Origin of the sequence: Spartinivicinus marinus, assembly GCF_026309355.1 — a bacterium.
GTDB classification, from domain to species: Bacteria; Pseudomonadota; Gammaproteobacteria; order Pseudomonadales; family Zooshikellaceae; genus Spartinivicinus; species Spartinivicinus marinus.
The window spans coordinates 3883683-3897074 of sequence record NZ_JAPJZK010000001.1 but is presented as its reverse complement, the minus strand read 5'-3'; the positions used below and the strand labels follow the sequence as shown (position 1 = coordinate 3897074).

The following is a 13392-nucleotide window of genomic DNA, read 5'->3' as shown; positions in this document are numbered from 1 at the left end:
TATCGATGACTTCTTGTTCCCTATCGTATTCCCAGTCGCTTGTTGGTGGAGCCATGCGGGATCGAACCGCAGACCTCCTGCGTGCAAAGCAGGCGCTCTCCCAGCTGAGCTATGGCCCCATACTTGGTGGGTCTGGCTGGACTTGAACCAGCGACCTCACCCTTATCAGGGGTGCGCTCTAACCAGCTGAGCTACAGACCCAAATCTTCCGGGTCAGCGACCCAATAGGGTTTTAACCTTTCAATCAGACAATTCATGTGGACTCTTAACTGCAATGACGAGCTTCGTTTAAGGAGGTGATCCAACCCCAGGTTCCCCTAGGGTTACCTTGTTACGACTTCACCCCAGTCATGAATCACACCGTGGTAACCGTCCTCCCGAAGGTTAGACTAGCTACTTCTGGTGCAACCCACTCCCATGGTGTGACGGGCGGTGTGTACAAGGCCCGGGAACGTATTCACCGTGACATTCTGATTCACGATTACTAGCGATTCCGACTTCATGGAGTCGAGTTGCAGACTCCAATCCGGACTACGAGACGTTTTATGAGATTAGCTCCACCTCGCGGCTTGGCAACCCTCTGTACGCCCCATTGTAGCACGTGTGTAGCCCTGGCCGTAAGGGCCATGATGACTTGACGTCGTCCCCACCTTCCTCCGGTTTGTCACCGGCAGTCTCCTTAGAGTGCCCACCATCACGTGCTGGTAACTAAGGACAAGGGTTGCGCTCGTTACGGGACTTAACCCAACATCTCACGACACGAGCTGACGACAGCCATGCAGCACCTGTCTCTGCGTTCCCGAAGGCACCAATCTATCTCTAGAAAGTTCGCAGGATGTCAAGGCCAGGTAAGGTTCTTCGCGTTGCTTCGAATTAAACCACATGCTCCACCGCTTGTGCGGGCCCCCGTCAATTCATTTGAGTTTTAACCTTGCGGCCGTACTCCCCAGGCGGAACACTTATCGCGTTAGCTTCGCCACCAAGCGATCAAGTCGCCCAACGGCTAGTGTTCATCGTTTACGGCGTGGACTACCAGGGTATCTAATCCTGTTTGCTCCCCACGCTTTCGTGCCTCAGTGTCAGTATCAGTCCAGGCAGTCGCCTTCGCCACTGGTGTTCCTTCCTATATCTACGCATTTCACCGCTACACAGGAAATTCCACTACCCTCTACCGTACTCTAGCCTAACAGTTCCAGATGCAATTCCCAGGTTGAGCCCGGGGCTTTCACATCTGGCTTATCAAGCCACCTACGCACGCTTTACGCCCAGTAATTCCGATTAACGCTCGCACCCTCCGTATTACCGCGGCTGCTGGCACGGAGTTAGCCGGTGCTTCTTCTGCGAGTAACGTCACAGATGCAAGGTATTAACTTACACCCTTTCCTCCTCGCTGAAAGTGCTTTACAACCCTAGAGCCTTCTTCACACACGCGGCATGGCTGCATCAGGCTTGCGCCCATTGTGCAATATTCCCCACTGCTGCCTCCCGTAGGAGTCTGGGCCGTGTCTCAGTCCCAGTGTGGCTGATCATCCTCTCAGACCAGCTACGGATCGTCGCCTTGGTAAGCCTTTACCTTACCAACTAGCTAATCCGACGCAGGCTCATCTGATAGCAAGAGCTTATAAATAGAGGCCCTCTTTCCCCCTTAAGGCGTATGCGGTATTAATCCGGATTTCTCCGGGCTATCCCCCACTACCAGGTAGATTCCTACGCGTTACGCACCCGTCCGCCGCTCGACAGCGGGAGCAAGCTCCCCTGTTTCCGCTCGACTTGCATGTGTTAGGCCTGCCGCCAGCGTTCAATCTGAGCCATGATCAAACTCTTCAGTTTAAATCAGGTTGTCTTGCTTAAAGTGCAAAACGAAACTTGGCTCATCGCGTTATCTAAATCTCAAATATATTGACTTTTAGCGCAATGACAATTTTTGTCTCATCATTACAGCTAAAGCCCACATGAATTGTCTGATTAATTTGTTAAAGAACTTGTTAGCTGCGCTTGGCTCGCTAACTGAGGGCGCTCATTCTATCGTTTAACCTTTTAAAGTCAAGCGATTTTTTTCGCCCTTCCTGAAGATGTTTTTGAAAAGTTTTTTCAGCGTTAACCTCGGTTCGAAAACCTCCGGCAGCTGCTGTCTTTCCTGCTCATCTCCAGTCAGTGGCGGTGCATTCTACTGATTGCCCGATTTATGTCAAGCTTATTCTTTCAAATATTTTTCAGCTCAAAAATATAAGGTTTAAATGCCTGCTTCAACACATATAAGCAAGCATTTATATATCTACTGATAGTTTTAGCTGGAAAAATAAGCACCACCTGGATAGGCGATGACTGCTTCTTTAACTTGATAAAGCTCATCAACTTTGAGCTTATTAAAGAGTCTATAGCACAGTATTTTAAGTATAATCCGTTACTGCCAACATACCAAATGAAAAACCTTTTTTCCTCTCTTGAGTAGATGGTACTTACCATACATACCAGAAGCCTTGGATATTACTGCTTCCTGATCAGCCACTTTTAGTCCATTTACACTAATAGCATTCTCTTTAATAAATTTGCGCGCTTGCCCAACAGTAACCTGTCCCCTTGGCGTCAAAGCCAAGCCAGTATCGACCAATAGCTCTGTCAAAGGTTTGCTATCATCATTAATAACAGTAGCAGGCATACCATCAAGCGCTAACTGACTTAAATCACTTTCAGATAGGTTAGAAATATCGCCAGCAAAAAGCGCATCAGAGATTCGCTTCGCTGCAACAACTCCTTCCTCGCCATGAACTAGCTTAGTAACCTCTTGAGCAAGAATACGTTGGGCAGACTTAGCCCCTTCAGCCTTAGCATCTTCATCTTCTATTGTTTGGATTTCTGCTTCAGATAAAAAGGTAAAGTATCTTAAGAATCGATACACATCTGCATCTGCAGTGTTAATCCAAAACTGGTAAAAAGCATATTGAGAGGTTTTTGTTGGGTCTAGCCAGATAGTACCCGCTTCAGTTTTACCAAACTTAGTGCCATCAGCTTTAGTAACTAACGGTAAAGTCAAACCATAAGTTTGCGCTTGATGCATCCGACGAGCTAGATCAATACCCCCAGTAATATTTCCCCACTGATCACTGCCGCCAATTTGAATCGTACAATTATGCCGCTTGTATAACTCAGCAAAGTCATAAGACTGCAAAATCATGTAAGTAAATTCAGTGTAAGATATGCCTGAGCCATCACGATCTATTCGCTGCTTTACTGACTCTTTCGCAATCATTGCATTAACAGAAAAATGCTTTCCAATATCTCTTAAAAAGGTCAGGACATCTAAATTTTGAGTCCAATCCAGATTATTCACAACTTCTGCCGAATTCCAGCCACAATCAAAATCTATAAACTGACTTACTTGCTGCTTAATTTTATCTGTCCAGCCAGCAACAACGTCAGGTGTATTAAGCTTTCGCTCTGCTGCCTTAAAACTAGGATCTCCAATCAATCCAGTTGCACCACCAACTAGGGCAAAGGGTTTATGCCCAGCCTGCTGAAAACGCTTTAACGCTAATAAGGGAACCAAACTTCCGATATGCAAACTATCTGCAGTCGGATCAAAACCACAATAAATAACTCTTGGTTTTTCATTCATATGATCAGCCAGCTCTTCTGCTGCTGTCATTTGAGCAACCAGCTGCCTACGTTCCAAGTCGTTAATCAGCGCATTTTGACCATCTGCCATTGTAATACCTTAGTTACAAACACTGAGCACCCCTTCTCCCCTGATAATACACTTGTTTTGTGACAACATTAGCTAGGAAAGCGAGCACTATTAATTAAATCAAAATTTGTTTGAATAGAGTAAAGAACAGAATAGTAACAAAAAAATCAAAGGAGTTGGTGAGAAAGTCTTTTGGACTCTGCAGGAATTTCTTGATAAAAATGCAGTCTTACTCTATCACTTAAAGAAAAATTGATTATAGAGTAAACACTTAGCCCCACCCTTGCATAAAACACTGTAAAAAAGTCATGAATAAGATTGATTCTGCACGTAGCAAGTGGCAGCGCTTCCCTAAGCCTCACTTGGCAATAGCTTCGACAGTTGCACTAGGGGTAGCGCTTTCGCTACTAAATGCACCCGCAGAGGATGAGCCCCTGGTTGGCAACAACAAGCATACTTACTCTTTAACTATTGATGGAAACACAACTAATGAAGCATCCCCCGCTATAGCAAACAGTACTGAAGCAAACACGACAAAAAAAGGCATAACTAATACAAAAGTTGTGCAATCACCTGAAAAAGAACAGGCCCCACTGGTCTCTTCAGAGCACTCCCCTGTAAAAACAGCAGTAGTAAAGCATAATTCAATTCAGCAAACTCCGACCAACTCCTCATTTACAGAAGGAGATGATTTACCCTCCACTATAGATTTAACTGAGCCTAACGATGAGTCTGTAAAGCACTTATTAGCTGTCAGCTCTGTAAATACTCTTGAAGCGACACAACGCTCAATAGCAGCCAGCCAAGATAGTTTTATTCACTCAACTAAAGATAAGAAACTGTCTTACATAGTGAAAAAAGGTGAGTCACTTTCAACTATTTTCAAAAAACAAGGCTTCAGCAGCTCAACGCTCTATAAAATCGTCTCCAGCAGTAAAGAAGCCAAACGGCTCGCGAATATAATGCCAGGGCAACAGCTGGAGTTTTTTATCAGCCCAGAAGGTGATCTCAAACAGGTTAAGTATGTTCGCAACAACCTCGAAAGCTTAATAATTACCAAAGTAGATAACAGCTATCAAACTGAGGAAATTATTCGCAAGCCAGCTATTCGGCAAAAGATATTAGCAGGTACGATCAGTTCTTCGCTGTTCAATGCTAGTCAAAGAGCAGGTCTACCCCACCGCTTAACGATGCAACTTGCTAATATTTTTGCATGGGATATCGATTTTGCCTTAGACATTCGCAAAGGTGATCATTTTAAGGTCATTATTGAAGAAAAGCATTTAGACGGCGAAAAAATTGGAGTTGGCAATATTCTGGCCGCAGAGTTCACCAATCGAGGAGAAACTTTCAAGGCTATTCGCTATACCGACTCAGATAATCACGCCAGCTACTATACACCTGATGGATTAAGCATGAGAAAAGCCTTTATTCGTACGCCTGTCGCATTCAGCCGAATTAGCTCCCGCTTTAATCCAGGTAGACGCCACCCAATCCTGAATAAAATTCGCTCACACAAGGGCGTTGACTATGCAGCTCCTACCGGCACCCCAATAAAAGCCAGTGGAGATGGTAAAGTTTACTTTGCAGGCAGAAAAGGTGGGTATGGTCGAGCGGTTATTCTACAACATGGTCAGCGTTATAAGACTTTATACGGCCATATGAGTAGAATTAAGAAAGGCATTAGAAATGGTGCGCGAGTAAAACAAGGTCAAGTGATTGGTTATGTAGGACAGTCTGGATTAGCCACCGGCCCTCACTTACACTATGAGTTCCGGGTTAATGGCGTTCATAAAAACCCATTAACGGTAAAATTTCCAAAAGCATTGCCTATTGCCAAAAAAGAGCGCTCTCGATTTATTCTGATTGCCCAGCAAATGTTGGCTAAATTAGAAAGTGGCGGCACAGGGTCTGTAATTGCTTTAAAAAAATGACAGCACTCAAACCTCACTACTATTTAGGGCTCATGTCTGGCACCAGTATGGATGCTGTGGATGCAGCACTGGTTTGCTTTGAACCAGAGTTTAAACTGATTGCTACTCACAATATAGAAATTAGTGATCAGCTTAAACAGCAGATTACTTTGCTGGCAGACAACAGTAATATTAGTGTAAATAGCCTAGCTCAAATTGATCTTGAGCTAGGCTTATTATTTGCCCAAGCCTGCAAACAGCTGATTAATAAATACGATATAAGTTACGAAGAAATTGTTGCCATTGGTTCTCATGGACAAACCATTCGCCACTATCCAGAACGTGGTTTTACCTGGCAGATTGGCGACCCTAATATCATCGCAGAAAAAACAGGGATCACTACAGTTGCTGACTTTCGCCGTCGAGACTTAGCGGCTGGAGGAGAAGGTGCCCCGTTGGTACCTGCATTTCATGCAAGTGTTTTTCGCAGTAGCCAGGTTAACCGAGTGATAGCGAATCTTGGTGGAATTGCCAACATCACCATTCTCCCAAAAGACAACACCCTACCAGTAACAGGGTTCGACACAGGGCCTGCAAATTCATTATGTGACCTTTGGATTAAAAAGCACTTAGATCAAGCGTTTGACCAGGCAGGTAGTTGGGCAGCAAAAGGAAATATAGACACCTCATTATTAAATTTATTACTGAGTGATAAGTATTTTCTTCAACCGCCCCCCAAAAGCACAGGAAGAGAACTTTTTAATTTAAATTGGCTGGAACAACACTTACAAAAAATACCCAATATTTTACCTGTCGATGTGCAAACAACTTTAGTTGAACTAACCGCTATCAGCTTAACCCAAGCGATCAAAAGTCACGGCTTTAAGGCTGGTGAGCTATACCTTTGTGGTGGAGGTGCTTTCAACGAACAACTGACTTGCCGGATAAAGCAGCACCTGGATAGCTACCAAGTCACTACAACAGAAAAGCTAGGTCTAAATCCCGCCTGGGTTGAAGCTGCTGCATTCGCCTGGCTTGCTAAACAAACACTGGCCCACCTACCTGGCAATTTACCATCAGTAACCAATGCCTCTGGAGCAAGAATACTTGGAGCCATTTACCCTGGCACAGTCATTTGAGTTACAGTCTTAAGCTATCGGGAATCTAAAAACAGGAGCAATAAAACCTGCATATAGGCAGGTTTTATTATTTAAATCGAGAAAGATGAGCCGCAACCACAGGTGGTTGAAGCGTTTGGATTATTAACTACAAACTGAGAGCCTTGCAGACCTTCAACATAGTCAACCTCAGCCCCAACCAAGTACTGGAAGCTTAATGCATCAACAACCAGCCTAACCCCGTCACGCTCTATTTGCGTGTCATCATCGGCCATATCTTCATCAAAAGTAAAGCCATATTGAAACCCTGAACAACCACCGCCTGTAACAAACACTCTCAGCTTCAACTGCTCATTGCCTTCTTCTTCAATTAGGCTTTTCACTTTTGCTGCTGCATTGGCCGTAAAGGTCAGGGGGATACCAGGATCAAAAGTCTCTGCTGTCATTTCCACTCCAGTCAGACAAATCACTTCTGGGTAACCATTATCCAAGTAACCAAGTAATTTGGTCAACTACAAAATTGCTATACGTACTACACAACCCTGCATTCACACTCAACACCAAAAGCCAAGTAGTACTTTCGAATTTATCCCTTTAGCCGGCTGACTCCAAAGCCGCTTTTGCCTGCTGCTTCAGTGCTGGCGATGAAACTGCCTGGTCTTTTTTACTGGCGACGACAGGCTTCTCTTTTTCTTTGCGTCGCTCAGCCACTTTGTTAGCTTTATGCTCCAACTTGCCATTAACTTGAGCGCCCATCACCATTTCAACTCGGTTGTAAAACACATTGCCTTCAATCAATGCTTTACTAGCCAATTCCAGGCGCTCACTAGCAAACACATCGCCATGCACTTTGCCATTAATAACCACATTAGGTGCTTTAATTTCACCTTCAATCATACCATTTTCAGCCAAGCGAATTTCACCTTCAGTGGAAGTAACATTACCTTTAATAATGCCCTCCACTTGTAGCATACCAGAAAAGGTAATATCACCAGCTACTGAAGTACAGTTTGCTATCAGAGTGGTATGACCGTGCTTTTCAACACTGATTTTTTTAGGTTTAGCCTTGCCCCACATTTAACTGGGTCTCCGTCTCAATCCACTTAACTCTTTTGGTTACCGTTTTTACCTTAGGCACCTTCGACCGGCCTGTTATTAATACATACTCAGGCTGGAAGCCAGCAGGTAAATCTATCACGCCGAAACGATCATCGGGCCCTGGGATATTCTGAAAATACTTAAAACCTAACTTTATATCTTGCTGAGAAATATCTGTTGAAACGCTTTTTAACGCCAGTTTTTGGGTTTTTCCTGATTTTTTCCCAACAATAGTAACGCTGACATGGCCCTGAAGTACGGCGTTATTTTCTGCCACTTGGGTGACCAACATCTTATATTGATAACGACGAGGGTGCGTAGTAGGTTTCAGGATAAACCTTTCTATTTGCAGCCCTTTGTCATTACTCTCTGGCGACATAATTTTTTTGTAAAAAGCCAGGTCTTGCTCTTGAGCAAGTTTGTCATTTTCTAACTCCCGAACTTGCTCCTTAAGCGCTTTTACTAGCTCCTGGTCAACTTGCTTTTCTCGCTTAAGCGATGCCACCTGCTGGCGTAACTGAGAAAGGTCTAGACGCTGCTCTTGCTCCATCAAACGTAGCTTATCCCTCTCTGCTATCACTTCCTGCTGAGAGCCCGTACCTACAAAAGCACCCAGTACATAACAAGATGCCGCCACTGCAAACAACAGCAACCAATACAAAATCCGTTGAAACACCCGTTGCACAGGATGATATGGCACTACAATTAACTTTTCCTGCTTAGACCCTTTAACTGCGGCCATCAAACCCCTCCACTCATTAAGGCATTAACCCTGGCACGAGCAAGCTTTGTGCCTCCTCAATGCCCAGCATAATATTCATATTCTGGATAGCTTGGCCAGCTGCTCCTTTTACCAAGTTATCAATAGCTGACAAAATTACCACAATTTCACCATTTTGTGGTCGATGTACCGCCATTCTGCAGGTATTAGTGCCTTTTACTGAACGAGTATGAGGGTGTTCACCTTGGGGGAGCACATCAACAAAAGGCTCATCCACAAAGCGCTGCTCATAAAGAGCTTGCAGGTCAATTTGTTTATTCATCACCCTTGTATATAAGGTAGCATGAATACCACGAATCATTGGGGTAAGATGAGGCACAAAAGTTAAACCAACTGGTTGACCTTTCGCCATTTGTTGCAACCCTTGGCTTATTTCTGGCAAATGACGATGCCCTGCAACACCGTAGGCCGCCATGTTTTCGCTTGCCTCACAAAGTAATGAGCCTACTTTAGCACCACGTCCTGCACCACTGACTCCAGATTTCGCATCCGCAATTAAATAATTAATGTCCGCTAATCCCTGTTCAATCAGGGGTAAAAAACCAAGTTGTACTGCCGTTGGATAACAGCCAGGGTTAGCAACTAGCTGAGCCTTTTTAATTAGTCCTCGATTAACCTCCGGTAAACCATAAACAGCTTGTTGCAATATTTCAGGACAGGCATGAGGGCAACCATACCATTGCTCCCATGCAGCAGGGTCACGTAGCCGGAAGTCAGCAGCTAGATCAACGACTTTAATACCTTCTCTTAATAGTTCTGGTACGAGTTTCATTGCCACCCCATTAGGTGTGGCAAAAAAGACCAAATCACATTCCGCTAGTGTATCGATTGCAGGATTGGTAAAACACAAGTCAACAAAGCCTCGCAAACTAGGAAACATATCAGCAACCGCTATGCCTTGTTCCGAGCGAGAAGTAATTGCATGTAATTTTACTTGTGGATGATTAACTAACAGCCGGATTAATTCAGCGCCCGTGTAGCCGGTTCCACCTACCAAACCTATCTTATACACCCCTTCAACCTCATATTACGAAATGGATGATTGGTTGGCATGATATAGCCTACAGCAGAATTTTAAAGTATTTTCTGACAACAGGTTTCGTATGCAGAGCCCAATTACCCAATTAGGATTTCAAATAACAGCCAACATGTTGGCAGCCACTGCGATGAATTCGATTATTTCATACTATGAATCAACAGCCGCTACTTCAAAGACTATTACAACGATTTCGCCACCAATTAGCAAATGTAGATGCCCTTCCTCAGCTGGCTATTCTTGGATTTATTGCAGGACTATTCACAGGTATTGTCATTGTGCTGTTTCGTGCCGCAGTAGAAATTCCTCTCAGCCTTTTTCTACCTTTTCAAGATCACGAAAATTTTGAGGGTATATCACCGTTATGGCGCAGCATCCTTCCTTGTCTAGGTGTCATTGCCCTCATAGTACTGTTCTCTCGCTTAGCAACTCAGCACCGTAAAGTAGGTGTTGCTCATGTCATTGAACGACTTAATTTTCATCAAGGGCACCTACCCTGGAAAAATTTCTTCAGTCAGTTTTTCGGCGGAGTTATTGCTCTAATGTCTGGACAGTCTTGTGGCCGTGAAGGACCTGCTGTTCACTTAGGGGCAGCAGGTAGCAGTTTACTAGGTCAGTGGCTAAAGCTACCTAACAATAGTATTCGCACCCTGGTGGGCTGTGGTAGCGCAGCAGCTATTGCAGCAGGTTTTAATACACCCATGGCTGGGGTGATCTTTGCTATGGAGGTCATCATGATGGAGTACACCATTGTTGGTTTTACTCCAGTGATTATTGCTTCAGTTACAGCTGCAGTAGTATCTCAGCTTGTCTATGGCGCTGAACCGGCTTTCATTGTTCCTCAGCTGCAAATGGGCTCACTAACGGAGTTGCCGTTAATGATTTTAGAAGCGGTTGTTATTGGTTCCCTTGCAGCAGCTTTTATTTGGCTGGTTCGATTTTTCTATCAGCTTAAATTTAGTTGGTGGCAAAAAATGCTTACCATTGGATTTACTACTGGTATTGTTAGTATTTACATCCCAGAAGTATTGGGAATTGGTTATGACACCGTTAATGAAATTCTAGTTGGCAACCTTAGCTGGCAACTTCTTCTACTATTACTGCCGTGCAAACTAATTGTGACCGCTGCAGCCTGCGGAGCTGGTATACCTGGAGGCATTATAGGCCCCTCGCTATTAATTGGCGCAACCTTTGGTGCTTTAACCGGGCTTGCCAGCTTTACCTTGTTTCCAACCAATACAGCAAGTGAAGGGTTTTATGCCATGCTAGGCATGGGGGCAATGATGGGTGCAGTTTTACAAGCACCTCTCGCTGCGTTAATTGCCGTATTAGAGCTCACCCAAAACCCTAATATTATCTTGCCTGCGATGCTCGTTATCGTAGTTGCAAACTTAACCAGCAGTGAAATATTTAAACAACCCTCTATCTTTACTGCTTTATTAAAAGCACAAGGACTAGACCCTACCAGCGACCCATTAAGCCAAGCCTTACGACGTATTGGCGTTGCTAGCATGATGGATCGGCGCTTTATTCGTTTACCAAGGCAGTGCAATTATGACGATGCTTGTCAGGCACTAGAAAGCCAGCCAATGTGGGTTGTGATTGATGAAAAACAGCCTGTTGCTATTTTGCTTGCAGCAGACTTAGCCCGTTACTTAGAAGCCAAACGCTTAAGCAAGTCAGATGAAACAGAAAATCCTGATGACAATGACGCTTTACTTGACTTACTTGCGTTACCTGGTCAACGAAAAGATATTATGCCCCTTTACATTCAAGCAACACTCCAAGAAGCCAGAGAAAAGCTCAAACAGACAGGCGTTGAGGCATTATATATTCAGAATGTTGGTGCACCGCTTATCTCACCAATTAATGGCATTCTTACCAAAGAAGATATCGAGCGTTATTACCACCTAAAAAAATAGCCCTAACAGGAGATAAAATACATGTTATATCTAGGTATTAAAGCCTTTCATATTATTGCTATGGTCTGCTGGTTTGCAGGGTTGTTCTACTTACCCAGACTGTTCGTGTATCACGCAATGGCTGAAGACCAAGCCAGCATTGACCGCTTTAAAATTATGGAGCGAAAACTCTATCGTGGTATTACCACACCTGCCATGATAGCCACTGTACTACTAGGCATATGGCTATTAAGTTTCAATTTCCAGGGTTTTATGTCAGTAGGTTGGATGCACGTTAAATTAACACTTGTTATTTTATTGATCGTTTATCACCTCACTTGTGGCTATTTTGTTAAACAGTTTCGTGATGATAAAAACCAAAAGAATCATGTGTTTTTTCGTTTTTTTAATGAGGCACCTGTACTACTGTTAATTGCCATTGTTTTGCTTGTTGAAATGCAACCATTTTAACCTAAAAAAATCAAAGCGAGTACTACTCGCTTTGATTGGTAGTTTTATAAAATACGCCTAATCAAAGCCCCCTCAACACTTGTCTGGCATCATTATAATTAGGATTAATTGATATAGCTCTTTTCAAGAAAAACTTAGCTTTTTCTGCTTGCTCTAATTTCTGATAAATAACACCCAACTGATAATGCATTTCAGCATTGTCACCCTCTTGACCAATAAACTGTTTAATTAAATTCAACGCTTCTTGAAACTTACCCTGAGCCTGATAAATCCAAGCCAAGGTCTGTCTAAATATCAACTTATGTGGTGCTAGTAAAATTGCCTGCCTTGCCCATTCTTCCGCTTTCGCCAGTTGATTTTTTTTCAAGGTTAATTTTGCCAAATTATTATACGCTTCAGCCTCAGTTGGACGAATAGCTACAATTTTTTGATAAGCATTTATTGCCTGTGTATCTGCTCCCAGCTGCTCATGCAAGGTTGCTATTTTCATCCAGGCTGTGGATAAATTATTTTGCAAACTTGTGGCTTGGTGATAAGCAGATAGTGCTTTGGTATATTGCTGTTTCTTTCTAAATAAATCTCCTAGCAAAATATATGCAGGCGCAAACCCTGGCTGGTAATCCAACAATTTATTTAAAAACTGCTGGGCTTTGCTTAAATTCCCTTCTGCCATGGCAATATGCCCCATTGCCAACCATGACTGAGCGTACCAAGGTGCAATAATCGCAGCCTGCAAAAAATGTAGCTTCGCCTTATCCAATTGATTATCATTAATGTATGCAACTGCCAAAGCATAATGCACTTGCCCATGATCAGGTTTGATTGCTAGGGCTTTTTTATACGAGTCAATTGCCAAGTCAGCACGCTTAAATACTTTAATATACAAATCAGCAGCATCAACATAAGCGGGAAAGTAACCAGGGTCTAAATACTGCGCTAATAAAAACTCTTTAAGGCTCATTTGAAAATCATGCACATAAAAATAGTACCGACCAAGTGCCGCATGAGCCGCAGCTAAGTCAGGTGAAACTGCCAACACATTATCAATCGCCTTTTTTGCTTGAATAGTATTATTTTGGCTAAAATAGCGATCTGCCTGCCATAGATAAAACCCATTAATTACTTCATTAAAATGCATCTGCTGGGCTGTGGATTCAAACAAATCTGCCTTACTAAAATCAGGAGGGGCTTCAATCTCTGGAGAAAAGCTCGCTAATGTATCTAAAATGGAGCTAGAATAACCAACAGCGAAAGGACTTAACAAAAAAAATAGTAAAAAACTTATATATTTACTGACTGCCATAGCGAACCCTCTTTAATAAGGGAGCTCCCTGCCACTCAAAAAACTAACTGACGAATACGGATAACTCCATTGAATCAAGCCTGGAA

At 43.5% G+C, this 13392-nt stretch carries 10 protein-coding genes, 2 tRNA genes and 1 rRNA gene; 4 read left to right on the top strand and 9 right to left on the bottom strand.

Annotated features, from left to right (window positions below):
* Positions 1 to 43: 43 nt before the first annotated feature.
* From OQE68_RS17755 to tyrS, 4 genes are all read right to left on the bottom strand, one after another.
* A tRNA-Ala gene (locus OQE68_RS17755) sits at positions 44 to 119 on the bottom strand.
* 5 nt (positions 120 to 124) lie between these two features.
* A tRNA-Ile gene (locus OQE68_RS17750) sits at positions 125 to 201 on the bottom strand.
* A gap of 88 nt (positions 202 to 289) precedes the next feature.
* Positions 290 to 1830: ribosomal RNA gene (locus tag OQE68_RS17745) — 16S ribosomal RNA — on the bottom strand.
* A 574-nt stretch (positions 1831 to 2404) separates the two neighbouring features.
* Positions 2405 to 3706, bottom strand: coding sequence for a tyrosine--tRNA ligase (gene tyrS, locus OQE68_RS17740; RefSeq protein WP_180570340.1), 1302 nt, complete (start codon positions 3704 to 3706; stop codon positions 2405 to 2407).
* Between the two features lie 287 nt (positions 3707 to 3993).
* Between tyrS and OQE68_RS17735 the strand changes: the two genes are divergently transcribed.
* The gene (locus tag OQE68_RS17735; RefSeq protein WP_219340152.1) at positions 3994 to 5619 is read left to right on the top strand and encodes a peptidoglycan DD-metalloendopeptidase family protein; all 1626 of its coding nucleotides are present in this window, start codon (positions 3994 to 3996) and stop codon (positions 5617 to 5619) included.
* Positions 5616 to 6737 (top strand): anhydro-N-acetylmuramic acid kinase, encoded by a 1122-nt coding sequence (locus OQE68_RS17730; RefSeq protein ID WP_180570341.1) that lies wholly within the window; start codon positions 5616 to 5618, stop codon positions 6735 to 6737. The genes OQE68_RS17735 and OQE68_RS17730 overlap by 4 nt, the downstream gene beginning before the upstream one ends.
* 71 nt (positions 6738 to 6808) lie before the next feature.
* Here OQE68_RS17730 and erpA read toward each other — a convergent pair whose 3' ends face one another.
* The 4 genes from erpA to argC form a co-directional block, all read right to left on the bottom strand.
* Positions 6809 to 7162 carry an iron-sulfur cluster insertion protein ErpA gene (erpA, locus tag OQE68_RS17725; protein ID WP_180570387.1) on the bottom strand — a complete coding sequence of 118 codons (354 nt, stop codon included), beginning with the start codon at positions 7160 to 7162 and terminating at the stop codon, positions 6809 to 6811.
* Between the two features lie 148 nt (positions 7163 to 7310).
* The gene (locus tag OQE68_RS17720; protein ID WP_180570342.1) at positions 7311 to 7793 is read right to left on the bottom strand and encodes a bactofilin family protein; all 483 of its coding nucleotides are present in this window, start codon (positions 7791 to 7793) and stop codon (positions 7311 to 7313) included.
* Entirely contained in the window at positions 7777 to 8556 is a 780-nt protein-coding gene (locus OQE68_RS17715; protein ID WP_180570343.1) for a DUF6776 family protein, read from the bottom strand. Before OQE68_RS17715 ends, OQE68_RS17720 begins: the two co-directional genes overlap by 17 nt.
* Positions 8557 to 8572: 16 nt before the next feature.
* Entirely contained in the window at positions 8573 to 9607 is a 1035-nt protein-coding gene (argC, locus tag OQE68_RS17710; protein WP_180570344.1) for an N-acetyl-gamma-glutamyl-phosphate reductase, read from the bottom strand.
* A 176-nt stretch (positions 9608 to 9783) separates the two neighbouring features.
* Between argC and OQE68_RS17705 the strand changes: the two genes are divergently transcribed.
* Together OQE68_RS17705 and hemJ are read left to right on the top strand one after the other, a co-directional pair.
* Positions 9784 to 11553, top strand: coding sequence for a chloride channel protein (locus OQE68_RS17705; protein ID WP_180570345.1), 1770 nt, complete (start codon positions 9784 to 9786; stop codon positions 11551 to 11553).
* A gap of 21 nt (positions 11554 to 11574) precedes the next feature.
* Positions 11575 to 12003: a protoporphyrinogen oxidase HemJ gene (gene hemJ / locus OQE68_RS17700; protein ID WP_180570346.1), complete on the top strand. Its 429-nt coding sequence runs from the start codon at positions 11575 to 11577 to the stop codon at positions 12001 to 12003.
* Between the two features lie 61 nt (positions 12004 to 12064).
* Here hemJ and OQE68_RS17695 read toward each other — a convergent pair whose 3' ends face one another.
* Positions 12065 to 13306: a tetratricopeptide repeat protein gene (locus OQE68_RS17695; RefSeq protein ID WP_180570347.1), complete on the bottom strand. Its 1242-nt coding sequence runs from the start codon at positions 13304 to 13306 to the stop codon at positions 12065 to 12067.
* Positions 13307 to 13392: the final 86 nt, after the last annotated feature.